The following is a 24,236-nucleotide window of genomic DNA, read 5'->3' as shown; positions in this document are numbered from 1 at the left end:
CAGCGCTACCGAGCCGAAACGAAAAAGCCGACGAAAGTGGCACCATGTGATCTCCCCCCTTGTGGGGGAGATGTCCCGCAGGGACAGAGGGGGGTGTTCTCTCACCCTTTAACCTTCATGGACACGATCCATGTCCATTGAAACCAAAACCACCTGCCCCTATTGCGGCGTCGGCTGCGGTGTCATTATCAGGGTCGATGACGACCGCGAAGTCTCCCTGAAAGGCGACCCGGACCATCCCGCCAATTTCGGACGGCTCTGCTCGAAAGGCTCGGCGCTCGCGGAGACGATCGATCTCGACGGTCGGCTCCTATTTCCGGAAATCGCCGGAGAACGTGCAGAGTGGGACGACGCGCTCGATCTCGTGGCCAGGCGCTTCGGGGAGACAATCGTCGAACATGGCCCGGATTCGGTCGCCTTCTACGTCTCCGGCCAGTTGCTGACGGAGGATTATTATGTCGCCAACAAGCTGATGAAGGGCTTCATCGGATCGGGCAATATCGATACCAATTCACGGCTCTGCATGTCGTCCTCGGTCGCCGGCCATCGCCGCGCCTTCGGCTCGGACACGGTGCCCGGCACCTATGAAGACCTCGAGCTCGCGGATCTCGTCATTCTCACCGGGTCGAATCTCGCCTGGTGTCATCCCGTCCTTTACCAGCGGCTTGCAGCCGCCAAGTCGGTTCGGCCCTCGATGAAGATTGTCGTCATCGATCCGCGCCGGACGATGACCTGCGATATCGCCGATATGCACCTTGCGATCCGCCCCGATGGCGATGTCGCGCTGTTCATGGGCCTGCTTGCTCACGTCGCCGAAAGCAATGCGCTCGACCGAACCTATATTGCCACCCATACGACGGGTTTCGAAAATGCGGTCGCCGCAGCGGCAAGTCTTTCCTTCGATGACGTGATGGAACGCAGCGGCTTGGCAGCGGAGCAATTGCGCGCCTTCTTCCGGCTGTTCGAGACGGTGGAAAAGACCGTCACCTGTTACAGCCAGGGCGTCAATCAATCGACTTCCGGAACCGACAAGGTCAACACCATCATCAATTGCCATCTCGCCACAAGCCGCATCGGTCGCCCGGGGATGGGACCTTTCTCGCTGACTGGGCAGCCGAACGCCATGGGTGGGCGCGAGGTGGGTGGTCTTGCAAACATGCTTGCCGCGCACATGGCCATCGAAGACCCGCAGGACCGGGATCGGGTACAGCGCTTCTGGGGATCCCCGGCGGTCGCCGAAAGGCCGGGCCTGAAGGCAGTCGACATGTTTCGAGCCGTCGCTGATGGGCGGATCAAGGCGCTCTGGATCATGGCGACCAATCCCGTCGTCTCGATGCCCGACGCCGATGCGGTTACCGCAGCCATCGCGGCCTGTCCCTTCGTCGTCGTCTCCGACGTCCTGCGCGAGACGGATACGACGCGCCATGCCGATGTCCTGCTACCCTCCCTCGGCTGGGGGGAGAAGGACGGCACGGTCACCAATTCGGAACGGCGCATCTCCAGGCAACGCCGCTTTCTTCCTGCGCCCGGCGAGGCAAAAGCGGACTGGTGGCAAATGGCCGAAGTCGGTCGTCGAATGGGATTCCAAGGCTTCGACTATCGCTCGCCTGCGGACATCTTCGGCGAGCACGCCGCGCTCTCCGCCTTTGAAAACGAAGGGAGCAGGGATTTCGACATCGGCGTCTTCTGCAAGATAGACGATGAATCCTACCAGAACCTGGCGCCCTTCCAATGGCCGATTTCAATTGAAGGAACGACTCGGACACGCTTCTTCGCCGATGGCGATTTCTACCATCCGGACGGCAAGGCGCGGTTCATAGCAATCCAGGCGCCGGAAACGTCCCGCACAAATGGACGCTTTGGATTGACCCTCAATACCGGCCGCATCCGCGACCAGTGGCACACGATGACACGCACCGGCAAAAGCGCGAGACTTTCCGGTCACATGGCCGAGCCATTCGCGGAAATTCATCCACGCGACGCAGTGGCGCTTGGCATTCTCAGTGCCGGCCTGGTGGAGGTCGAAAGCCCGCATGGCAGTGTGGTCGTCCGGGCCTTGATCACCGAACGGCAGGCGCGTGGCAGCATTTTCGTGCCGATGCACTGGAATGACCAGTTCGCCGCTAAAGCCCGCATCGACGCGCTGGTTCCGGCTGTGACCGATCCCGTCTCCGGTCAGCCGGCTTCGAAAAACGTTGCCGTCACCGCCCGGCCCTTCGACGCAGCGCTGTATGGCTTTGCCGTATGCGCCGCAAAGCCGGCTGCCGAGGCCGCCTATTGGGCGTTTGGCCGAACCGAAGGTGGCTGGCGGATAGAATTAGCGTTCAAGGCGACCGAGCTCATCGATGATTGGATCGCATGGTGTCGCCGCACATTTGCGCTTCCGATCGAAATAGAGCCGCTTGGATATGCCGATCATGAGACCGGCGATTTGCGGCTCGCTTTCTTCGACGGCGAGCGCCTGCTTGCTGCATTCTTCCTTGCCCGCGAGCCGGTCGCTGTATCCCGCAGTTGGGCAGCCGCTCAACTCACCGCCGTTCACTCCGATCTGCGCAAGCGCTTCCTCATCGTTGCCGGACGTCCAGGCTCTGATCAGCCGGATCCGGGCGCCACGGTCTGTTCCTGCTTTTCGGTCGGCGTCAACAGCATCGTCGCCGCCATTCGCAATGGATGTCATAGCGTCGAAGCTGTCGGTGTGACAACGAATGCCGGAACCAATTGCGGCTCCTGCCGCGCGGAAATCAGAGGGATCATCGATGGATGTCTTGCCGCCGCAGCGGAGTGACATACCACGACAACCGGCCTCCCTCCCCAGAAATTTGACGACCTCAAACATGATTGAGGTCGCGGTGCGGCCCATCTTTCGGCATGATCGGCTGGAGATACAGACAGCTCCTGCTCCGAACGATCAATGATTTTCATTCCGCTTCCATTCGTCGTCGCCATTTTGCTGGTCATTCTCTTCGTCGTCGTCTGGAGCCGCGACGATAGCCCCTCACCCAATCTTCCATTCCAGGCGCTCATTCTTCTGAGCGCCTTTCAGTCCGTGCTGTCCGGACTGCGCTGGGGTTATGCCGTTTCGCCTGTCATGTACGCCATGCCGGTCGCAGCTGCCATGGTGCCGCCGCTTGCCTATCTCGGCATCGCCAAGCTCGCACGCAAAAGCCCTCTATCGCCAATTCAGCAGATCTGCCTGCATGGTCTTCCGGCGGGGCTTATTGTCGTGCTGGTCGCGATATGGCGCGACGCGATCGATATCGGGATCATCCTTATCGATATCGGCTATGCCGCAGCAATCCTGCTTCTCATGCGTTCGGGCACGGACGCCCTTCGTCTTGCACCTTTCGAAAATGCCGGCCCGACCTACCGGGCCATCCTCTTTGCCGCAGGCGCGCTTCTGCTCTCGGCAGCGGTGGATACGTTCATTTGGCTGGATCTTGCCTGGGCCGACGGCACATATGCGCTAAAGGTCATCAGCTTCGGAAATCTCATCGGACTGGCCATCCTGGCGATGGCCGCTGCCGCTGCCAGCCGCAGCCATGCGCCCGCCGAAAAGACGGAAAACGTCCGTCCGCCCGAATTCCTTGAAGACGCACAGACGCTTGTGGCGGTGCAGGCCTTGATGAAAGACAGGCACGCCTATCGCGATGTCGATCTCAATCTCGATCGGCTGGCGCGCAAGCTTGCGATTCCCGCCCGGCAAATTTCCGCAGCCATCAACCGCGCAACCGGCAAGAATGTCTCGCAATATGTCAACGAGCACCGGATCGCCGAGGCCTGCTTGCTGCTGGCAGAAACCGAAAAGCCGGTAACGGAAATCATGTTCGATGTCGGTTTCCAGACCAAATCGAATTTCAATCGCGAGTTCCGGCGCGTTACCGATACGACGCCACTCGAATGGCGCGACCGGTCGCGCAAACCTTCCAGCTGATTTCGGCCGCCTCAAAGACTGACTAAATCGCGATTAAGCACGATCCGGATCATGTTCGAGGTCTCCGCCTCCCCGTCGGATGGCCATGCTCTTCCTCATGAGCACCGTCACCGATCACGACCAGAGACTTGCCGCCACGCTGACCTCCCTCTCCCTGGAGCGGCGGCACATAACACAGGATCCGCCCTACGCCCCAAGGCGGCGGACCATTCCTCTCCTGAGCCTGGCATTGCTTGCGGCCACTAGCCTGATCATCGTCGTCTATCGGCCCGCCGTATTCCATCCGTCGGGAACGCCTCTCTCTTCCATGCCGGCCTTCCGCAGCGAACCCCGCGCGACGGAAACCTCCGGAGTTGAGGACACAAATGAAAGGAACAACAAGCCGGACGTCATAAACAGACAGATCGGCGAAATAACCGGTGCCGGGATTGTCGTTGCTCCGCGCAGCACGATTGTTTTCTCCAAATATGAGGCCAGAATTACCGATGTCGCCGTCGAGCTCGGCGACCGGGTCGAAGCCGGGCAGGTTCTTATCACACTCGATGATGCGGTCGCCCACATCGCGCTGGAAAAGGCTGAAGCCGCGCGCGCCGCTGCCGACCTGACGGTCAAGGCGCGTGACATCGATCTCGCGCAGACGCGTGCATCGCTCGACCGCCTTGAGAGCCTCGCCAGCCGCGATGCGGCCTCGCGGCAGCAACTGGAAGAATCGAGAACGGCCTTTGCCCGTGCATCCAACGCCGTGGCGCAAGCCCGGCAGGATTTAGCCACGGCCGAACTCGGTGTTCGATCCGCCGAAGAGCCCCTGACGGAACTGATGGTCCGCGCGCCCTTTGCCGGCACGGTGACGCGGCTCAACGCCCATGTCGGCGACACCGTGCTTGCCCGTGCCGACAGCGTGCGCGAAAACCAGAGCCTGCTTGCCATCACCGATACAGCCAACATGACGCTCGACGCCGACGTGGCGGAAACCAATATCGCATCCCTCAGACCAGGCTTGCGGGGCGAAGCCGTGCTCGACGGATTTCCCGATCGGGCCTTTACGGTCGAGGTGGTGCGGCTCGCGCCTATCGCCTCGGTCGAAAAGGGCACGATCACGGTTCGCCTTTCCCTCATCGATCCGCCGGAAGGCATTCGGCCGAACATGGCCGCCCGCATCCGTATCCCCCTCGCAGACACGATCGCCAAGAATGGAGACAGCAAGCCATGATCCAGGACGCCTATATCGAGCTTAAAGAGGTGCGAAAGGCCTATCGTATCGGCAAGGAGGATATCTCCATCTTCTCAGGTCTCGACCTTACCATTCCGCAGGGCGATTTCATCGCGATCATGGGACCATCGGGATCAGGGAAATCGACCTTGCTCAACATGCTGGCCGGCATCGACCGGCCGGATGCCGGAAGTGTAAGCATCGGCGACCATCGGCTCGACTGGATGGGCGAACGGGCACTGTCGTCCTGGCGAGCGCACAATATCGGCATCGTCTTCCAGTTCTACAATCTGCTGCCGATGCTCACCGCGGCAGAGAATGTCGAGCTGCCGCTCCTCCTGAAGCCCCTCAGCGCAAAAGAGCGGCGTGACCGAGTCGGCAAGATCCTCGATCTCGTCGGCCTCGCCGGCAGGGAAAAGCAATATCCCTCTTCCATGTCCGGCGGGCAGCAGCAGCGCGTCGGTATTGCGCGCGCCATCGTTTCCGATCCCGGCCTGCTGCTTTGCGACGAGCCAACCGGCGATCTCGATCGGGCCTCCGCCGACGATGTGCTGCAGATGCTCAACTTCCTCAATCGCGAACTGGGAAAGACCATCATCATGGTGACCCACGACCCGCGGGCCGCAGGCTCGGCCAGACGGACGCTGCATCTCGACAAGGGACAATTCATCGAAGAGGAAAAGGCGGCCTGATGACCTTCCTCGACCTCGTCCGAAAGAATGCCTGGCGAAAGCCGCTGCGCACCACTCTGCTCATTGTCTGCATCGCCGTCGCCTTTCTCATCCACGGGCTAACCGCCAGCTTCCTTGCCGGCTCGCAGGGCCTGTCGGCCGCGAGCGACAATATTCTCGGCGTCATGAGTGCAAGCGGGCGCGGGCAGCCATTGCCGATGGCCCACCGCGCCCGCATTGCGGCCGATCCCGATGTCGCAGCGGTCGGTTACATGACACGCCTGCGCGGCTTCGTCGATGTCGAAAAGAATGTCGTTCCCATCAGCGCCGTCGATCCGGCGTTGCTGGTGGAAACCAACGGTCGGGAACTCGGCCTTACGCCCGATCTGATCGAGGCGATCGGTCAGGGTCGCGACCGGGTCCTGGTCGGACGGGCGCTCGCCGAAGCCGAAGGCTGGTCTGTTGGCCAAAACATCACCGTCACCGCCTTTCAGGTGGCGAAGCAGGACGGCGGCCGCGACTGGCGCTTCGTGATCGCGGGGATCTTCGAGGGCGAAAGCGCCAGCACCGACACCTACTTCACCATCGCCCGCTACGATTACGTCAATGCCGCCCGCGCAAAAGACAAGGACACCGTGGATGCTTTCATCATCAAGCCGCGCGACGGCGTTTCGCCGGGCGTTCTGGCTGCCCATATCGACGCGCTCTTCGCCAACTCCGCAGCGCCCACGAGCACTCAGTCCGAAAAGCAGTTTCTCGAAGCCTTCCTGCGCCAGTATGCCGATATCGGCCTCATCGTCGATCTGGTCACAGGGGCTGCCTTCGTCACGCTGCTGATGATCGTCATCAACACCATGGTCTTCGCCGTGCGCGAGCGGACATCCGAAATCGCCGTCCTGAAAACACTGGGCATCTCGCGCATGACGATCCTCACCCTCGTCCTCGGCGAAACACTGTTCATGTTCATCATCGGCGGCACCATCGGGCTGGCTCTGGCCAGAGCCGGAGCGATATTTGCCGGCCCATCGCTCGGTCTTGTCTTCTCTCCGGTCGTGCTGCTGCATACAACGGCGATCGTGCTTGTCCTTGGACTTGCAACGGGCCTCGTGCCGGCCGTCAACGCCATGCGAACCCCCATCATGAAAGCCTTCCGAACGAGGTGACCGATATGTCCATCCAAATCAGACAGATTATCGTGGCGGTAAGAACCGCGCTCGGCAGCATGAAGCGCCGCCTGGCGATTTCGCTCTCCATGGCATTGTCGGTATCGCTCGTCGTCATCGTGCTCATAGGCTTCCTAGCAATGGCGAGCGGCTTCGAGAAGGCCCTCACCGGCGCGGGCTCGCCGCTGGTCGCCGTCGTCCTCGGCGGTGGCACGAACCAGGAGACCGGCTCCGATATATCAGCCGATGCGATCCGCAATCTCAAGGCCAGTGGCGACGATATCGGTGTCCTTCGCGATGGGGCCGGAAATCTTGTTGCATCCCGCGAACTGATAATCCGCGTCGATGGCCCGGCCGGAAGAGATGAACGCGTAAGGACCTTCGCCCTGCGTGGTATGGATGGCAGCGGTCTTTCGATCCGGAATGGTATCGCCCTTTCGCAGGGGAGGTTGTTCGCGCCCGGCGCCAGAGAGATCGTCGTTGGTGCGGGCATAGCCCGTGATTATCCCGGCTTCGGCCTCGGCGCCAAGGTGCGGCTCGGCACCGTCGACTGGACCGTGGTCGGACACTTCACTGCCAATGGCAGCGCATTCGAATCGGAAATCTGGGGTGATATCGATGCGGTGCGTGCCGCCTTCGACCGGCAGGGCGAGGTGCAAAGCCTGCGATTACGGCTTGCCGATCCATCCTCCCTTGCCAAGTTGAACGCCAAGCTAGCGACGATTACGGAGACGCCGCTGACGGCGGTTTCCGAGGCTGGACTTTATGCATCGCAGGCTGGGCGCATGGCCGATCTCATACGCCTGTTCGGATGGCCGATCGCCTTGCTGATGGCGATCGGGGCAACCGCCGGGGCACTCAATACGATGATGAGCTCCATCTCCGACAGAACCGTCGAGATCGCGACCATGCGCGCACTCGGCTTCAGCCGCCTATCCGCTTTTCTCGCAACCTGGTTCGAGGCCGCCCTCTTGGCTGCGGCCGGAGCAGGCGTCGGCGTATTGGCATCGCGGCTTGCCTTCGACGGGTGGCGCGCCAGCACCATAGGGGCAAATGATGCCAGCATGGCTTTTCAGCTTACCGTCACGCCGCAAGTCATGCTGACCGGCGGTATGCTTGGCCTTTCAATCGGACTCCTTGGTGGCGCGCTTCCGGCACTGGCCGCCAGCCGGCTGTCGCTGATCGCTGCCTTGAGAGCCCGCGGATAGGCTGATTGCCCCGGAGCGTGGCCGTTTTCCGACCACCAACCTAGCCGCGGCCATCACGCTCCTTAACCAGTTTTTAATCATCAAGTTGAAGCGACACCTATCCTCGGATAAGGAGGAGCATCGCCCTCATCGTTCCATGGATAGCAAATTGACAATGGAAAATTTGCTTCGTTTGCTTGAATTCATGGAGGAGTATACCGATCGCGTTCTTCCGGTCGTGTTGCTGTTACTCGCCGCCGAGGTCGTCTTTCCGAAGTCTCGCTATAGCTATGTATCGAAACTTCGCGGCATGATCTTCTGCGTGACAAACATCCTCATAACCAAGGCAAGCCTGACCCTCTTCTACTGGTTTTGGGCTGGCATCGGCATAAAGCCGTTGTTTGCGATCGACCTGACATTCCTCTCGAGGTTTTCGAACGCATGGCCGCTGCATCTGTTGGGTGCCATAGCTGCTTCCTTTCTCGTTCTGCAGGTCAGCGAGTTCTTCTACTATTGGTTCCATCGGCTGCAGCATAGCAACAGGTTCTTCTGGCGTTTCCACGCCGAACATCATTCGCTGGAGGAAATGAGTGCCTTCAACAGCAACCATCATTTCAGCGAGGAGATCTTCAGGATTCCGTTCCTGATCATTCCCGTCTCGCTGCTTTTCGATTTCAAGCAGGACTATGTTCCCTGGATCTGGGTGTTCTTCGTTCGCTGGCAAGGTTATTTCGAGCATAGCTCGACGCGTCTGAACCTGGGCTGGGTCCGCTACATCTTTCCCGATAACCGGTTTCACCGCATTCATCATTCGATCGAACGACGGCATTTCAACCGGAATTTCGGCAGCGGCTCCGCGATCTGGGACATTCTGTTCGGGACGGCCTACTATCCGAAACCCCAAGAATGGCCTGATGTCGGCCTACCCAATATCCGGGAGCCGCGGAACTTGACCGAGTTTCTCATTCGGCCCTTTCGACGTGGCAGACACAGCTAAAACGCGATCGTTTTGGCCTCAATCTCATTCGGATTTGAGCCTTATGGCCAGTCTGAAAGTGGGGCATCGTTAGAATTTTAGGTAAACCTAAAAGCAGTCATCAAGACAATCACTCTACCTTGGGTTTGTCCGGCCGAACCGCGTTCGGCGGCACTATGACAGTGCCAAGGCATTCTCCCCAGCCGGGTTTCGCCTCAGACGTTTGCACTTTTGAACGGGGAGTCCCTGAAGGGACAAAGTGCTCAATGCCTCTACCAGCATTTCTTCATCGCCGCGTAGCAATGGCGGTCCGCGTGCACGACACCTTGTGTACGTTCCTTGATGGAACAATCGTCGCGCGTGCAGATAACTGGCGTCCGCTTCGCGATAGCGACGATGCACGCCGCGCCCTCGGTCATACCTCATATCGCGGCGAATTGGTGCCGGTTTTCGATTTGGCCGCCCAAATGGGCAACAAGCCCTCACAGAGCTGCGAACTCGCCATCGTCAAGATGACTGGAGGCTACGTGGCCTTCCTGATCGACGAATTCATCGGCAACACCTCGGCAGCGAGCGAAGCCATTAACCTTTCGCAACTCGACATTTTCGGCCAAAACCGCGTAGCTGTATAGTATCGTTTTACCAGCGCCAAAGAATGCAGCTTCTCCCGCTGCGCTATGTTTTGGCGGTCGTGTTCTGTTATTTCGTCTTATGCCCGCGTTTCGCCGATGGCTTGATCGGCTCTGCCTCGGGCCGCGCCAATCGAAGCGCGCGGAGCTTCTCGGTCTTTTTCTCGCGATCGGCAGTTTCGGCCGCAGTGATCTGCTTCGCAGCCGTATCGGTCGCCGATGCTTTGTCTTGAAGAGTTTGCCTACCCTGTTTGAAAAACCTCTCTTTGGTGGCGGCCATGATGTCTCCTGACGAATGACAAGGGGGTATGATCAGCGCGACCATGCAACCTTCTTTTTGGACGCTGGAAGAAGCCCTTCGCGCTGCATCTTCTTCTTCAAAACCCGGAGCGCCCGATCGACGTTGTCGTCCCTGGCGTCTACCGGCAAAGTAGCTCCTTCAATTACCGCTTTCTCAGGGTGATCATCGTCGAATTGATCCAGCTTGAAGACTTTGATTCAACTGCGAAGCCAATATTCTGGGCTTTTGATGTCGACGCTTCAACGTCAATATCCGGCTGGACTACGCGGCGTTCAAAAGTTTCGCCTTCGAACTGGACGCGATATTGCGTGGCGCCATCGGCTTCGGGCAGGCGCGAGACGATTCGACCTGTTCCGGAAGGGCCGAAACTTCCAAGAGTGCCACGCTTCAAAACGATCGTGTCACCAATCTGGTAGCGCGGGGCCTGCATATCGTTCTCCCATGGCCAAAATAAAAGGCCGGGCGTTACCCCGACCTCTCAGCATCATCCATTCGCACTGCCAGTACATCCGTGGTCAGCGCGTGTGAATGACAAATTCAAGCCGCCTGAAGATTATCGGCTGAACTCTTGCCGGACCTACGGTCCTGCACGATGTCATAACGAATTTTCTGTCCATCGTTCAGCGAACGCATTCCAGCGCGCTCGACAGCCGAGACATGGACGAAGACGTCCGTATCGCCGTTATCCGGCTGAATGAAGCCGAAGCCTTTGGTGGCGTTAAACCACTTAACTGTACCAGTGTTCATAACGATTTCCTTTCATAGCAATCGTTGTTGCTCCCGCGATACCTTGCAGGATTAGATCGATTTTTTGAGAGGGAATCCGAGGAAGAGCATAGGCCCTTGAGCGACGTCACAAGCAATGGTCGATAAGCCCAAACTAGGCTCTATTTCAGATTTTGCAATGAAAACTTTAGAAATATTACCTCAGTGGCATTTCGGACTGCAAGCCAGCCGAACGACCGCAAGATTGCTCGGTGGACAGAGAACCGAGTGGAATCAAGCCAATCCCGTCCATTTCTCTGTTATCAGAGGATTTCGAACAGGTCATATTTTACGCCGCCCGGAAAGCGGCTGCCCTTTCCAACGCAAACGATCGCATTGATCCAAGCATGTGCTGGCGAAGCTGTTTCGAAATAGGGAGTTGTTCGAAGATAATATTCCGAAGGGTCGACAGCTTCGCCGCGTCCCAAGCGCTCGGAAACTTCGACCGATGCGTGGCGAACGCCACGATAGGTCATCAGAATGTAGGCGCCATCCTCAACCTCGAGCAGAACCCGCACATCCTGCTGGAATGTTCCGTCCTGCCGAGTGACCAGCAGGTCCGATCCGATCAGTGGTGAGACACTGCCCTTGAGACGCTCTCCTTCGAAACGGCCGCCAGAGACCGGAAAGATACGGCGAACGCCCGCGGGACATGGTCCTATATCGATCGTTGGGTGAAGTTCGAGATACAGCGTAAATAGAGGACGCGACTGCAGCTCCATGAGAGGCTCTCCATTTATGGAGAGCGTGATCGCCTCCACTTCTGGGGCGCATTAAACTGCTATAATATCGGTACGCAAAACGGGCATTCCTTACTATTATCATAAGTGAAACTACATATGCGCCCTTCACTCGACGCCCTGAAAGTCCTTGAAATCTGCGTCGCTTCCGGCAGTTTCGCCCGTGCGGCCGAGCGCTTGTTTCTCACCCCTACGGCAGTGAGCCTGCGCATTCGCACCCTTGAGGAGGAACTGGGTGAGCCCCTTTTCATTCGGCGAGGACCACGTGTAGCGCCTACCCCGAAAGCCATGCTGCTTGCGAAGGGTGTGCGGCGCGGCTTGGACGAAATCGACGCCGCATTGGCGGCTTTCGGAGCGGCATCTCCTCCCTTGCGGGTGACCGCGCCTCCAACCCTCGCAAGCCGCTGGCTTGCGCCGCGCCTTTCCGGCTATCAGCGCTGCGTGATTGAACTCGATGTTTCGACCGAAATTCGTGATCCGTCAGATTTCGACGTTGCCATCCGCACTGGCGCCGGCGACTGGCCGGGTCTGCGGGCCTTTCGACTATTTCCCCTCCAACTAACGCCGCTTCTGGCTCCATCGCTTGCCGCAGCGCTGGAACCTCTCACACCGGAGATGCTTGCAACTCTGCCACTGTTGCCGCATCCAGACTGGGAAAGATGGTTTGTGAGCGCAATCGGTCGCGTCCCGCTGGGGTTAAGGTTCACTCGCGTGGAATATCCGAACCATGAGCTAAATGTGAATGCCGCCTGCGCGGGTGAAGGCGTTGCGCTCGTGCCGCCCGGCTTCTTCGAGCCCATCGTCAAATCAGGCGTGCTGATTGCGCCCTTCGACGAGACGCTTGACGGTCCCGACTGGCACTTCGCACTCATCCGTGATGATGACGGGAGATCAGGGCCTAAAGAATTCTGCGACTGGCTTTACGAGCAGAGTCGCATGATGCCAGCGGCACTTGATACACCCGGCGCCTGGGCGGATGCTTGAACGCAATCAAAAACTTCCGACCAGTCTGGTTCGCAGTGTGACTGAGTTCGGGCATATCTGTCGCTGTACCACTGCATCATCCGGTATTGTCGGAAATATTTTCTCCATAATCCGGTTAATTTGGCAGCCCTGACAATCGCCAGGGTCTCCGTTACCAGATATTGTCGATCAAGCTACTAGACAATCGGACTTCGACGGACATAGATTTACCGGATGAATCCACAGTGGAAAATAACGGCGATCACAGGCTTGATCTCCACCGGAGCGTTGACGGCTTTCCCATGGGTGTGGAACTGAGAGATGCGATATGATCCGAACATCTCCCGATCGCGCTGGCCGCTGCCATTTCGTCGGCAATCATGGGAGACTTTGATCGGTCTGGTTTCCGTCATCCTGCTGGTCGGTATCATATGTGCCAACCTGCCTAGCACTTGGACCGCGGAACGAAACACATCGGTGGCCTCTTCGAACCAGGCTCGACATTGACCGATTGAGATCGCCCACTGCTCACGCGAAGCGATCGAAAACCTTTATCGAATCGACCTGCCGCATCGCATAGTGGCTTCTGGCAGTTGTTGTGAAGGTGAGAGCTGTATTGGCTCAATCCCTGCCTTGCATCACCGCACCCAGCCCTGAATGCGTTGAATCCTCCATATTCCCTATCGAAGCCACGCGCGTAGGGCTTTGGTCTGATGTTCACTGCGACCCATGTCCCAAATCCACGTGACTGAAGCCCAAGGAAAGGAACAGACTGCGGCGAAGCTCTGTTTTACCGACAGCTCCGTCAACGACGGACGAATAGAAGGTGAAAGGAGATTCTGATGAAAACGAAGGTACTTAGTGTTGCGGCACTCGCGCTTGGCCTGACCGCCGGATGTGCTTTTGCCCAATCTTCGACCGTCACCGGCGCCGCAGGTGGCGCTGTTACCGGAGCCGTAGTTGGTGGCCCGGTTGGAGCCGCCGTGGGCGGTGTCGCTGGCGCCATTGTCGGCACGGCGATCGATCCGCCGCCACAGAAGGTGGTCACCTACGTACGCGCACAGCCCATCCCTGAAGAAGAAACGGTTGTCCGTGAGCGTGTAGTCGTCGGCCGACCCTTGCCGGAAACGATCGTCGTGCGAACCGTTCCGGAAAATCCGAAATATGCCTATGCGATCGTCAACCACGAACGCGTGATTGTCGAGCCTTCCTCACGCAAGGTTATCAAGATTCTGAACTAACGATCGTGGAGAGCGGGAAGCCGCTCTCCACCCCTCATTCTGCCTGGTTTGGCCATATCATACTGATCGCAATGCGAGAGTGGCCGGCCTCCGACCTTCCCGAAATCCCGAACTTTTTAGCACTGGCTTCCGCACGCAGTCATCCCGCGGCCTATCCCTGTCGCGCACCATATTCTGTACCTGATCGTGCAGATCGTGCGGCAAATTGCCTATCGCCGGATCGGGCAGCGTCTGGGGCGGAAGACCCGACCCGGCGATAGAGCCGGTGGGCGGACCGGCTAGCGAATGGCGCCCGCTGGCGCCAAACTCGTAAATCGAAGCAGAAAGGCGGCCGCAATGCGCGCCTATCCCCAAGTTCATAAAGCAATGCTAAAGCAGTGCCTCAATCGTCGGTTAGCTGCGTGCTCTCAGATGGCGTTGCGGTTTCGGATTTCCTTTCCAGCGCATCACGAACTTCCGCGATTTTTCCCGTATTTGTTCCAACGCCGAGGATGCTCTTTGCTTCCGCGAGCGTCTGGTTCGTCACCGGCTTGTTAGACAACTGCGCCAGCGCCGAACGCAAGGCGCTGTCGCTGAGGGCCGGGTCCGTCGGCACTGCCGTCGTTCCATACTGGATTTCGAATTCCGCATATGCCTTCACATAAGCGGAAAGCGCCGCCATCTTCGGATCTTTCGAGTTCAGGTAGGCGTGATAGTCCCGCTTGAGCGAGCTCAGGCTACCTGCACCGGGCTTTGAGACATGGCTCTTCGAACTTGCACTATGGGCTTTGGAGTGTTTATCCGCATGATGCCCGAGCACCGACGATGAGGCGCCCTGTGCCGCCGCCGCATTCGTCGAAGGGCTGCTTGTATCGTTTGTATCGTCGCCCCCTGACTTTTCATGGCCAGAGTTTCCTTGACCATGGCCGCCGCCGTTGCCATTACCATTGCCATTACCGCCGCCGTTTCCGCCCTTGGCGAATGCCGTCTGTACGAAACCGACAGTAGCTCCTCCGATTGGCGCAAGGGCAAGCACCAGGCCGAGGCTTGTCGCACCAATGATGGAATGGATTTTCATGTGCACTTTCCTTCGTAACATGCCCGTCGCCTGTGGCAGCGGCCATATCCAGCAAATCATGCGCACTAGAATATTGCCAAAATCCCAGCTTTCTATCCCGCTCCGACCTATGCTTTGAGGGTTAGGACCATAGTCTGATTGATCCAACCCTATGGTCGCTTAAATTGCAGGCGCCAGACGGCAGTACCCCACTCGGGACAACGCGGCCGGTGTCGACGACCCAACAGTTGACACTCCATCCTGCTGGGATAGCTATAGAGGGTTGGGAGATCAGTGCCGATTATGCCAGTGCCGCGAGCAAATCATAAATACAAGCTCTCTCCAGCAAGTCTTATCGAACGCTGGAACTCCCAATCCTTGGCCAGACAGTTCCTGCTCGCCGGTGGCTTCGTCGCTCTTTGTGCGATGCTCGTCGTTGGGGCCTTCGTTGCCAATCTGATCGAGAATGCGGTGACGCGCAATTCCGCGGCAACGACGGCCCTTTATGTCGACAGTGTCATCGCCCCGCTCCTGCCCGATATGCAAACCACTCAGGCTCTTGACGATACGGTGACACGCGCCCTTGACGAGACCCTGGGCCAAGGTGCGCTTGGTACACGGCTGTTTTCCTTCCGACTTTGGCGCGACGACGGAACAATCCTCTACTCCAATAACAAGGATCTTTCCGGCAAGCGATTTCCGCTTTCGGACAATCTCAAGACGGCTTTTTCGGGCCGAATGGTCGCCAAATTCAACCGGATCGACGACATGGAAAGCGTGGCCGAACGCAATAGCGGCAAACCGCTTCTGGAAATCTACAATCCGGTGCTTCAACCTTGGTCCGGCAAGGTCGTGGCTGTCTCCGAATTCTACGAGGTCGCCAACGATTTCGAATGGAGCCTTACGCAGGCCCGCCTGCTGAGCTGGCTTGTCGTTGCCGTGTTCACGCTGACATTCTTCGCTCTTCTATCGATCATCGTCTTGCGCGGCAGCCGCACCATCGACAGTCAGCGCATGGCGCTCAACGGCCGCATCGGCGAATTGTCGGCGCTTCTTCAACAGAATGAGGCGTTGCGCGCGCGCGTTCAACGCGCGACCCAGCGCGCCGCCGCGCTGAACGAGAGCTATTTGCGCCGTATCGGTGCCGACCTGCATGACGGTCCCGCCCAATTGGTCGCTTATGCCTCCTTGCGGCTGGACAGCCAGACCCTCATCAGCCCCACCGTCTCGCCAGAGGAGCGCGAAGCGTCGCTGGAGACAATCAAATCCAGCCTTGATGACGCCATGGCCGAAATCCGGAGCGTCTGCAGCGGCCTGATGCTGCCGCACATCGAGACGGACAATTTGACCGATCTCTTAAAACGGGCAATCCGTGCCCACGAACAGCGCACCGGCGTCACTGTAGCGCTTCTCGTCGGGGCAGCACCGACAGATCTTTCGACCTCCGCAAAAATATGCGTCTATCGCTTTGTGCAGGAAGCCTTGAACAACGGCTATCGTCACGCCGGCGGAATCGGGCAAAGGGTCGTGCAATCCTTCAAAGACGGCCAGGTCGTGATCGAGGTTGCCGATGAGGGACCGGGATTTGATCCGAAAGAGGTCGGCCCGCAGAAGCTTGGTCTTGCCGGGCTCAGAGATCGGGTCGAAAGCCTCGGCGGCATGTTCCAGCTTTTGTCGTCAGACCGGGGTACCATCGTCCGCATGTCCCTGAACATCGAGGAAATGGAGCAGACATGACAGCAGCAATCACTTTGGCAGTCGTAGACGACCACCCCCTCTTCAGGGAAGGCGTTATCCGCAGCCTGACGGAAATGGATGGGTTTAGCATCGTCGGCGAAGGCAGCAGCAAGGAGGACGCGCTGCGCATAGCGGTGCAGCAGCGCCCGGACATCCTGTTGCTCGACATTTCCATGCCGGGAGGAGGACTGGATGCCCTCTCTCTTATCCTCGGCCAGATACCCGATCAGAAGATCGTTATGCTGACAGTCTCCGAGGCAAGCGACGATGTGATGACAGCGCTCAAGAGCGGCGCGAAGGGCTATGTTCTGAAAGGCGTCGGATCACGGACGCTCGCCGATATCCTTCGCGGTATCGCTGCCGGTGACAGCTATGTCGCACCGACGCTATCAGCGCGTCTGATTTCCGAAAACGGAACCGGTTCCCGGGCCAATCCTTTCAGCGCATTGACGGATCGCGAGCGGGAAGTATTGGAACTGGCTTCTGCTGGATTGAGCAATAAACATATCGGGCTGAAGCTCGATCTGCATGAAAAGACCATCAAGCATCACATGACCCAAATCTTCGCCAAACTGGAGGTGAGCAATAGAACGGAAGCTGCGATGGCGTTCCGGGATGAACTCGAAAGGCGGCGTCAGTGAAGGAGTGATTTGAGCCGCTGCTCGTCGGCAGTTGTCGCATTGCGATTGACGATGGTGCGGCCCTTTGAATCCTTCATCACATAACGTCCGCTCTGTATATTTTCGCTCATGCCATCCTTGTGTTGAACGCTAATCGATCCGTCGCCGTCATCGGAAGATTGGTCGGAATCGACCTGGCTTTGGGTAGCGCTCTTGGTTGCGGACGACCGGCCATTGGCATTACCGTTTCCGTTGTTGCCATTCCCGTTTCCATTGTTACCGCTGCCGTTTCCGCCTCCGTTGCCGCTGTTGCCACCGCCGTTCCCATTGCCTCCCCCGTTACCGTTGCCTCCTCCATTGCCATTTCCGCCGCCGTTGCCGCCACCATTACCGTTGCCACCTTTGGCCTCGGCCATTTGCTGAGCGAATATCGCGGAAGCACCGTGAATTTTGACAGTGTAGGGAAGTGCCGTGTTGACCAAGGTCAATATCAGGCATGGTAAAGCAACAATAAGCTTTCGACGTAATAACACCTAAAGCCTCCTGAGGCTCCAACGACGAGCGCCCAACGTTCCATGGGCTCGAAGCGCCTCGGCTATCGCCGATTGGCAAGGGTCCGATCCATATCAAATCGCCGTTACACCGCGAAGGGTCAAGTCTTATCCCACGGATAAGTACAGCATTTGGACTTCAGCAATCCACGTCATGACCTTTCGCCGTGGCAGCGTCAGACCAAGGTCGGAGAAAGTGCCGGACCGAAGCCCAATTGCATGATCGCGTTATTGAAACCGACTTCGGCTTGTCAATATGACTGCGGGCACGCCAAAGCCTCGCCGGCACAAGATAAGCCGGTCGGGAGCCAACAGCGTCTCTGTAAGAGCGGCACGCCACACGACGTCGTCTGTGCAATCATCCGACAAGAGGGGGTAATGCGATGACCCAACACTGGAGGATCTATCTGGCTCGGGCCACACCGCCGGGGGCAATATTGGATTTCTCGGCAGCCGAATTCGCGCTCCAGGTTGCGATCAATTTGCGATATTGCCTGAATCTCGTCCGGCCGACGTCCGAATGCATCGAATTGGCCGAACTCGTGTTGCTGCGTGCCAGAAATTACGGTGAGGCCAGAATGGGCGATAGGCCACAATCGTTCGCAGAGGCAGAGGAAGCACTTGCCAATGCAACGAGGCTGCTCGAGATTGAACTTGAATATTGCGCGAAACGGGGCGCGAGGGACAGCTGCGATCAAGCAGCCTAAATCTTCGTCATACTATCCGACAGAATAGCAGCAGGACAATTGTGCCGATCGTCAGGTTGGAGGCGATCAATGACGCTACGCGCGGCCTCTATCGGCTATGACTTTGTCGCAGAAAGCTAGCGACGGCACTGGCCCAATAGCTCCTGCGGCGGCGCATACCTTAAGGGTATGCGCACGAAAAGAAGGTTTAGTTGCCGCGAGCTCCCTTGACGGCGAACGGAATATGCGAGCGGGAAATGCCGAGATCACGAAGAACATGATCGTCCAGGGCGGAAAGCTCGCGCATTGCTCTGCGCTGTTCGCTAAAGCGCTTAATCTTCTCTAATACTTTCATTTTTGCCATCTCCTTTGTTTTCGCGCAAGAGATAGGCATTTACCCGCCTAAATAAAATGCACATGCCTGCAGGATAGCCATGCTGCTTTTGCAAGGCTCATCACAACGGCAGCGGCCAATGCCCATACGCCACGAATTAAGGGAGCTGTCTCACATTCGGGAACAATTGATGGCGCGCTGCTACGACATCGCCGCCTGTCGCCGATATGCGGCATTATGCCCTGACGCCAGTAGTCGCGGGCCTATGCGTCTTTCCATTTGGAAAATGTCGCAGCCTGCCCGCGCAAATTGCCTTCGCGATCCACGAGCTGCCAGACGATACCCTCCTCAATCCAGAACCGCCGTCCGGATTTTGCAATCCTCAGGCCGCGATAGTCGGAGATGAAACCGTTGCGCGTCACCGCATCCAGCAGTTGCTGACGCTCCGTACGGTTGGGAAGCTCCGCTGAAAGTCGCGAGGGAAGCGTCACGAACTCATCCCAGGGATATTCGAAGCAATTCTGAGCAGCCTTGTTGGCGTAGACGAAACGCGGATCGGCATCCGTGTTGTGGGCAAGGACCACGAAAGGTGCCTCATTATAGAGCCAGGCAGGCCCTGCTTGCGCATTGACGAGTGGACGGCCGACGATGCGTTGAAAACTGCCGGTCAGAAGTTCGAAAAAGGCTTCGTCAACCGATAAATCGACGACATTGCTTTCAGGCCTGTCAGTCATCTGTTTTTTCCCGCAATCATGGCGTCGACCGAAGCGATACCTATCAAATCGCGATAAATATCAAAAGCAGGGCAAGCGGGAAGACACGAGCATCCGTTATCAACCTTTCCACGAAACTATAGTTTCCGAGGAGGTAACTGATAGAAGTGAGTGCCACCAACCTCGTTGCGGCCGCTCGCCGGCTGCATCGTCCGTTGCACGACGCAGAGCCACTTCGTCGCGATCTGCCGGCCATTATCTTATCATTGCTTTTATAATTGATTGACCGGTCGGTTTATGCAAGAGTTACACGGTCGCCGCGGGAACGGCGACGGGGAGGAAACATGTCTGAATCCGGCACCGTTCTGTCGGCGTTTGCCGACGGCGTCTTGACGCTTACGCTCAATCGACCCGACAAACTCAATTCCTTTAATGAAGACATGCATCGTGCCCTGCGTGCCGGCTTCGAACGCGCGCATCGGGATGCAGATGTCCGCGCAGTTCTATTGACGGGCGCCGGACGCGGCTTCTCGGCCGGCCAGGACCTTGGCGATCGCGACCCGCGCAAGGGCACTCCCGACCTTGGCCATACGATCGAGATCTTCTACAATCCGCTGCTCCGCCTCATCCGCAGCCTGGAAAAGCCGGTCGTCTGCGCTGTCAACGGTGTGGCAGCCGGCGCCGGCGCCAACATCGCCTTTGCCTGCGACATCACGTTTGCAGCACGCTCGGCCCGCTTCATCCAGGCTTTCGCGAAAATCGGCCTGGTGCCGGATTCCGGCGGCACCTGGAACCTGCCTCGGCTTATCGGCGAGGCACGCGCCAAGGCATTAACGCTGACGGCCGAACCGCTCGATGCGGAAACAGCCGCCAGCTGGGGCCTGATCTGGCGAGTGGTGGACGATGACAAGCTGATGGATGAGGCAACGGCGCTTGCCACCAGGCTCGCCGCCGGCCCGACGAAAGGCCTCGGCCTGACGAAGCGTGCCATTCAGGCGGCGGCGACGAATTCGCTCGACCAGCAGCTCGATCTCGAGCGCGACCTGCAGCGCGAAGCCGGCCGCAGCGCCGACTATGCCGAGGGCGTCACCGCCTTCCTGGAAAAACGCAAGCCGGAGTTCAAGGGCAAATGAGCGCCGCGGAGAGCCTTTCGCCGCAGGTGCGGGCGGAAGCCTGCGCGAGAGCCATGTGGGACGAAGACAACGCCACCCGTCATCTCGGCATGGAGCTTGTGTCCGTCGCACCCGGCGAAGCGACCATCGCCATGACCGTTGCGGCGACCATGACCAACGGTCACGGCACCTGTCATGGCGGCTACATCTTCACGCTCGCCGACTCCGCCTTCGCGTTCGCCTGCAATAGCTACAACCAGCGCACCGTCGCCCAGCACTGTTCGGTGACCTTTATTGCGCCAGCTTTCAATGGTGACCGGCTGACGGCGACGGCGCGGGAGGTGTCGCGCCGAGGACGAGGCGGCATCTACGATGTCGCGATTGCCAATCAGCATGGCGAGCAGATTGCGGAATTCCGTGGCCACTCGCGAACCGTCAAGGGCGCACTTTTGCCGGAATAGAATTCGCGCGCCGGAAGTACCGGCTTTTCTGGAGGAGACATTGATGGAAAACCTTTCGCCGCGTGCGGGTGAGCTTGAAGCAATCGAAACTACCTCCCGCGACGAGATTTCCGCGCTGCAGCTCGAGCGCATGAAATGGACGCTCACCCATGCCTATGAGAACTCACCCTTCTATAAAAGGCGTTTCGACGAGCTGGGCGTGCATCCCTCCGATCTCAAGACCTTATCGGACATCACCAAATTTCCTTTCACGACCAAGAAAGATCTTCGCGACACCTATCCTTTCGGCATGTTTGCCGTCCCGCGCGAAAGGCTTGCCCGTATCCATGCCTCCTCCGGCACGACAGGCAAGCCGACCGTCGTCGGCTATACCGCCAGGGACGTTGATACCTGGGCGAGCCTCGTTGCCCGCTCGATCCGCGCCTCCGGCGGCCGGGCGGGTGATCTCGTGCATATCGCCTACGGCTATGGCCTGTTCACCGGCGGCCTCGGCGCGCATTACGGTGCGGAGAAGCTTGGCTGCACGGTGGTCCCTGTATCGGGCGGCATGACGGAACGGCAGGTGGCGCTGATACAGGATTTCAAGCCGCGCATCATCATGGTGACGCCTTCCTATATGCTCTCGATCCTCGACGAATTCCGCCGCCAGGGCCTCAACCCCAGAGAAAGTTCGCTCGCCGTCGGGATCTTCGGGGCAGAGCCGTGGACCAATGCCATGCGCGAGGAAATCGAGCACGCCTTCGATATGCACGCTGTCGACATTTACGGCCTCTCGGAGGTCATGGGTCCGGGCGTCGCCAGCGAATGCGTCGAGAGCAAGGACGGGCTGCACATCTGGGAGGATCACTTCTATCCGGAGATCATCGACCCGGTCACCGGCGCGGTCTTGCCAGACGGCGAACTCGGCGAGCTGGTGTTCACGACGCTGACCAAGGAAGGCCTGCCGATCATCCGCTACCGGACGCGCGACCTGACGCGGTTGCTGCCAGGCACCGCCCGCTCCATGCGCCGCATGGAAAAGATAACCGGACGCTCCGACGACATGATGATCCTGCGCGGCGTCAACGTCTTTCCGACGCAGATCGAGGAGCAGATCCTCAAATGCCGCGGGCTTGCGCCGCACTTCCAGATCGAACTAACACGCTCCGGCCGCATGGACGACATGACCGTTCATGTGGAGTGCACGGTGGAGGCGGCGGACGAAACGGCGCGAAATGTTTCGGCAAGGGAACTTACCCACCACATCAAGAACATCGTCGGTGTCTCGACGAAGGTCATGGTGCACTCTCCAGGCGGCGTTGCACGATCGGAAGGCAAGGCCAAACGCATCGTGGACAACCGTCCGAAAGAATGATCGGCATCTGGTGGGATAGCCTGGCAAGCATTTGATTGTATATGGGGAGGATCGGCCGCAAGGCACGGTCAAGTTAATCGGGAATGAGCAAAGCAGGATCATATGGCACGCACGCGCGCAGTTGATTTCGAGGAAAAGCAGCGTGGCATCTTGGCGAGTGCCGCGGCTGTTTTCGCCGAGGTGGGCATGGAAAAAGCGTCCATGTCGATGATCGCTTCGCACGGTAACGTCTCGAAAGCCCTGCTCTATCACTACTATTCCGGCAAGGACGCGCTGATCTTCGACATCGTGCAAACGCATCTGATGGAGCTGGAGGGCGCGATCGAAGCAGCAGACCGCACAGACGTGACACCACAGGAGCGGCTGCGCCTGCTGGTGAAAGCAGTGCTGAAGAACTATGAGGGCGCCGACAACGAGCACAAGGTACAGCTGAACGGCACGCATGCCCTGTCGCAGGAGCAGCTGGCGGAATTGCGGACGATCGAGCGGCGCATCGTCCGGCGCTTCTCCATCGTCATCGAGGATCTCAACCCGGACCTCAACAAGAACAGGCCGTTGCTAATGCCGGTCACCATGTCGCTCTTCGGCATGATGAACTGGGTCTATATGTGGTTCCGGCCCCACGGGCCAATCACCCGCGACGAATATGCCGATATCGCCACCACTCTCATCCTCGAAGGGGTCAAGGCTGTCCGTTGAGACGCCGCTGACGCGGTCGCTCAGTCGCCGAGTTTCATCCTTTCAAGGACAAGCGGATCATATTCCGGCGCGCGGATGCGGCGGCGATCCGGCTCGGGTGCTGTCAGCGGCTCGACGGCCACCAGCTTCTCCTTCGCCTCCAGCGCCAACCGTTGATAGATCGCGGTGCCCTGGCGCTTCCATGCGATCTCTTCCGGCGTCAACTCACGAACCACGCGAGCCGGCGCTCCCACGGCGAGACTGTTTGCCGGGATTTCGGCTCCGGCCTTGACGAAGGCCATGGCCGCAACGATGGCGTTTTCACCGATGACGGCTTCGTCCATGATGACGGCATTCATGCCGACCATGGCATTGGCGCCGATGCGGCAGCCGTGCAGCACGGCGCCATGGCCGATGTGCCCCGCCTCGCCGATCGTCACTTCCAGATTCGGGAAGCTGTGCACGACGCAAGTCTCCTGCACATTCGAGCCACGCTCGAGCACGATACGCCCAAAATCGCCGCGCAGCACGGCACCCGGCCCGACATAGCAGGCGGGGCCAATGATAACGTCTCCGATGACGGTTGCGGCCGGATGCACGAAGGCTAAGGGATCGATGACCGGGATCACGCCGTCATAGGAATAGATCTGCGCCATTCAGTCGGCTCCCAAACCTTCCACATCGCGACCGGTTTCGGCCACAGCCTCCATCCGTTGCGCGAACTCGCGACGCAAGGTGCGGCGAAGCTGGGCGGCCTTGTGCCGGCGGATATCAACCGGCGTGACTGGCACCAGTTCCGGCACGCGGACCGGGCGACCGGCCTCATCGACGGCGACCATGGTGAAATAACAGGAATTGGTATGGCGGCGATCGCCGGAGCGGATATTTTCCGCTTCCACTCTTATGCCGACTTCCATGGAGGTGCGGCCGGTATCATTGATCGAGGCGCGGAAGGTGACAAGTTCGCCGACATTGATCGGCTCCTTGAACAGCACCTGATCGACCGACAGCGTTACCGCATATTGCTTGGAATAGCGCGACGCACAGGAGAAGGCGACACGGTCGAGCAGGTTCAGAAGTGCGCCACCATGCACCTTGCCGCTGAAATTCGCCATATCGGGCGTCATCAGCACGGTCATTTCCAGGCGGTGCGGGTCTTGCTCGGTCGTCGTCATGC

26 protein-coding genes and 1 pseudogene are annotated in these 24,236 nt (G+C 58.8%); 16 read left to right on the top strand and 11 right to left on the bottom strand.

Translation table 11 applies throughout. From position 1 onward, the window contains the following. Nucleotides 1-130: 130 nt before the first annotated feature. The 8 genes from AC13RE_RS21220 (at nt 131) to AC13RE_RS21185 (ending at nt 9,770) form a co-directional block, all read left to right on the top strand. Nucleotides 131-2,785: a nitrate reductase gene (locus tag AC13RE_RS21220; protein ID WP_488564380.1), complete on the top strand. Its 2,655-nt coding sequence runs from the start codon at nt 131-133 to the stop codon at nt 2,783-2,785. A gap of 126 nt (nt 2,786-2,911) precedes the next feature. Continuing rightward, entirely contained in the window at nt 2,912-3,931 is a 1,020-nt protein-coding gene (locus tag AC13RE_RS21215) for a helix-turn-helix domain-containing protein (RefSeq protein ID WP_488564379.1), read from the top strand. A 97-nt stretch (nt 3,932-4,028) separates the two neighbouring features. Next, nucleotides 4,029-5,141: an efflux RND transporter periplasmic adaptor subunit gene (locus tag AC13RE_RS21210; RefSeq protein WP_488564378.1), complete on the top strand. Its 1,113-nt coding sequence runs from the start codon at nt 4,029-4,031 to the stop codon at nt 5,139-5,141. After that, a complete protein-coding gene (locus AC13RE_RS21205) occupies nt 5,138-5,833 on the top strand; it encodes an ABC transporter ATP-binding protein (protein WP_488564377.1) in 696 nt (231 codons plus the stop codon). The genes AC13RE_RS21210 and AC13RE_RS21205 overlap by 4 nt, the downstream gene beginning before the upstream one ends. After that, the gene (locus AC13RE_RS21200) at nt 5,833-6,975 is read left to right on the top strand and encodes an ABC transporter permease (protein ID WP_488564376.1); all 1,143 of its coding nucleotides are present in this window, start codon (nt 5,833-5,835) and stop codon (nt 6,973-6,975) included. The genes AC13RE_RS21205 and AC13RE_RS21200 overlap by 1 nt, the downstream gene beginning before the upstream one ends. A 5-nt stretch (nt 6,976-6,980) precedes the next feature. Then, complete coding sequence (locus tag AC13RE_RS21195) at nt 6,981-8,183, top strand: ABC transporter permease (protein ID WP_488564375.1); 1,203 nt, start codon at nt 6,981-6,983, stop codon at nt 8,181-8,183. A gap of 154 nt (nt 8,184-8,337) precedes the next feature. Next, on the top strand, nt 8,338-9,159 hold the full coding sequence (locus tag AC13RE_RS21190) for a sterol desaturase family protein (RefSeq protein WP_488564374.1): 822 nt from the start codon (nt 8,338-8,340) through the stop codon (nt 9,157-9,159). Nucleotides 9,160-9,452: 293 nt separating this feature from the next. Continuing rightward, entirely contained in the window at nt 9,453-9,770 is a 318-nt protein-coding gene (locus AC13RE_RS21185) for a chemotaxis protein CheW (RefSeq protein WP_488482447.1), read from the top strand. Nucleotides 9,771-9,837: 67 nt separating this feature from the next. Here the strand turns inward: AC13RE_RS21185 and AC13RE_RS21180 are convergent, their stop codons facing one another. The 5 genes and pseudogenes from AC13RE_RS21180 to AC13RE_RS21160 form a co-directional block, all read right to left on the bottom strand. Beyond that, a complete protein-coding gene (locus AC13RE_RS21180; RefSeq protein ID WP_488564464.1) occupies nt 9,838-10,047 on the bottom strand; it encodes a hypothetical protein in 210 nt (69 codons plus the stop codon). Nucleotides 10,048-10,082: 35 nt separating this feature from the next. Then, nucleotides 10,083-10,196: pseudogene (locus AC13RE_RS21175) on the bottom strand (30S ribosomal protein S21); the annotation flags it as partial. 14 nt (nt 10,197-10,210) lie between these two features. Then, nucleotides 10,211-10,498 (bottom strand): cold-shock protein, encoded by a 288-nt coding sequence (locus AC13RE_RS21170; RefSeq protein ID WP_488564373.1) that lies wholly within the window; start codon nt 10,496-10,498, stop codon nt 10,211-10,213. Between the two features lie 107 nt (nt 10,499-10,605). Continuing rightward, a complete protein-coding gene (locus tag AC13RE_RS21165; RefSeq protein ID WP_488482444.1) occupies nt 10,606-10,815 on the bottom strand; it encodes a cold-shock protein in 210 nt (69 codons plus the stop codon). 281 nt (nt 10,816-11,096) lie between these two features. Beyond that, the gene (locus AC13RE_RS21160; RefSeq protein WP_488564372.1) at nt 11,097-11,555 is read right to left on the bottom strand and encodes a DUF3237 domain-containing protein; all 459 of its coding nucleotides are present in this window, start codon (nt 11,553-11,555) and stop codon (nt 11,097-11,099) included. A gap of 117 nt (nt 11,556-11,672) precedes the next feature. On the opposite strand from AC13RE_RS21160, the gene AC13RE_RS21155 reads away from it, so the two are divergent. Then, a complete protein-coding gene (locus AC13RE_RS21155) occupies nt 11,673-12,557 on the top strand; it encodes a LysR substrate-binding domain-containing protein (RefSeq protein WP_488564371.1) in 885 nt (294 codons plus the stop codon). 821 nt (nt 12,558-13,378) lie between these two features. Beyond that, the gene (locus AC13RE_RS21150; protein WP_488564370.1) at nt 13,379-13,777 is read left to right on the top strand and encodes a DUF1236 domain-containing protein; all 399 of its coding nucleotides are present in this window, start codon (nt 13,379-13,381) and stop codon (nt 13,775-13,777) included. 382 nt (nt 13,778-14,159) lie between these two features. Here AC13RE_RS21150 and AC13RE_RS21145 read toward each other — a convergent pair whose 3' ends face one another. Further along, nucleotides 14,160-14,981: a hypothetical protein gene (locus AC13RE_RS21145; protein ID WP_488564369.1), complete on the bottom strand. Its 822-nt coding sequence runs from the start codon at nt 14,979-14,981 to the stop codon at nt 14,160-14,162. A 135-nt stretch (nt 14,982-15,116) separates the two neighbouring features. Between AC13RE_RS21145 and AC13RE_RS21140 the strand changes: the two genes are divergently transcribed. Together AC13RE_RS21140 and AC13RE_RS21135 are read left to right on the top strand one after the other, a co-directional pair. Next, nucleotides 15,117-16,550: a sensor histidine kinase gene (locus AC13RE_RS21140; protein ID WP_488564368.1), complete on the top strand. Its 1,434-nt coding sequence runs from the start codon at nt 15,117-15,119 to the stop codon at nt 16,548-16,550. Further along, entirely contained in the window at nt 16,547-17,191 is a 645-nt protein-coding gene (locus tag AC13RE_RS21135) for a response regulator transcription factor (RefSeq protein WP_132717818.1), read from the top strand. Before AC13RE_RS21140 ends, AC13RE_RS21135 begins: the two co-directional genes overlap by 4 nt. Here AC13RE_RS21135 and AC13RE_RS21130 read toward each other — a convergent pair. The 3 genes from AC13RE_RS21130 to AC13RE_RS21120 all read right to left on the bottom strand — a co-directional run bounded on the left by AC13RE_RS21130 (nt 17,185) and on the right by AC13RE_RS21120 (nt 19,475). Further along, nucleotides 17,185-17,703 carry a hypothetical protein gene (locus AC13RE_RS21130; protein WP_488564367.1) on the bottom strand — a complete coding sequence of 173 codons (519 nt, stop codon included), beginning with the start codon at nt 17,701-17,703 and terminating at the stop codon, nt 17,185-17,187. The genes AC13RE_RS21135 and AC13RE_RS21130 overlap by 7 nt on opposite strands. 912 nt (nt 17,704-18,615) lie before the next feature. Beyond that, nucleotides 18,616-18,762 carry a DUF1127 domain-containing protein gene (locus AC13RE_RS21125; protein WP_112337003.1) on the bottom strand — a complete coding sequence of 49 codons (147 nt, stop codon included), beginning with the start codon at nt 18,760-18,762 and terminating at the stop codon, nt 18,616-18,618. A 242-nt stretch (nt 18,763-19,004) separates the two neighbouring features. After that, nucleotides 19,005-19,475 carry an MEKHLA domain-containing protein gene (locus AC13RE_RS21120; protein WP_488482438.1) on the bottom strand — a complete coding sequence of 157 codons (471 nt, stop codon included), beginning with the start codon at nt 19,473-19,475 and terminating at the stop codon, nt 19,005-19,007. A 323-nt stretch (nt 19,476-19,798) separates the two neighbouring features. Between AC13RE_RS21120 and paaG the strand changes: the two genes are divergently transcribed. The 4 genes from paaG to AC13RE_RS21100 all read left to right on the top strand — a co-directional run bounded on the left by paaG (nt 19,799) and on the right by AC13RE_RS21100 (nt 23,080). Further along, nucleotides 19,799-20,587 carry a 2-(1,2-epoxy-1,2-dihydrophenyl)acetyl-CoA isomerase PaaG gene (gene paaG, locus AC13RE_RS21115; protein WP_488564366.1) on the top strand — a complete coding sequence of 263 codons (789 nt, stop codon included), beginning with the start codon at nt 19,799-19,801 and terminating at the stop codon, nt 20,585-20,587. Continuing rightward, the gene (gene paaI / locus AC13RE_RS21110; protein ID WP_488564365.1) at nt 20,584-21,027 is read left to right on the top strand and encodes a hydroxyphenylacetyl-CoA thioesterase PaaI; all 444 of its coding nucleotides are present in this window, start codon (nt 20,584-20,586) and stop codon (nt 21,025-21,027) included. The genes paaG and paaI overlap by 4 nt, the downstream gene beginning before the upstream one ends. 43 nt (nt 21,028-21,070) lie before the next feature. Further along, nucleotides 21,071-22,381, top strand: coding sequence for a phenylacetate--CoA ligase PaaK (paaK, locus tag AC13RE_RS21105; protein ID WP_488564364.1), 1,311 nt, complete (start codon nt 21,071-21,073; stop codon nt 22,379-22,381). Between the two features lie 102 nt (nt 22,382-22,483). Then, nucleotides 22,484-23,080, top strand: a complete 597-nt coding sequence (locus tag AC13RE_RS21100) for a TetR/AcrR family transcriptional regulator (RefSeq protein WP_488564363.1) — start codon at nt 22,484-22,486, stop codon at nt 23,078-23,080. 20 nt (nt 23,081-23,100) lie between these two features. Here AC13RE_RS21100 and AC13RE_RS21095 read toward each other — a convergent pair whose 3' ends face one another. Both AC13RE_RS21095 and AC13RE_RS21090 read right to left on the bottom strand, forming a co-directional pair. Then, the gene (locus AC13RE_RS21095; RefSeq protein ID WP_488564362.1) at nt 23,101-23,715 is read right to left on the bottom strand and encodes a phenylacetic acid degradation protein PaaY; all 615 of its coding nucleotides are present in this window, start codon (nt 23,713-23,715) and stop codon (nt 23,101-23,103) included. After that, entirely contained in the window at nt 23,716-24,234 is a 519-nt protein-coding gene (locus AC13RE_RS21090) for an acyl-CoA thioesterase (RefSeq protein ID WP_015342513.1), read from the bottom strand. It lies immediately after the preceding gene. Nucleotides 24,235-24,236 lie beyond the last annotated feature (2 nt).

The sequence above is a fragment of the Martinezella sp. CNPSo 3959 genome, from assembly GCF_057784355.1.
This window is presented reverse-complemented; position numbering and strand designations above follow the sequence as displayed.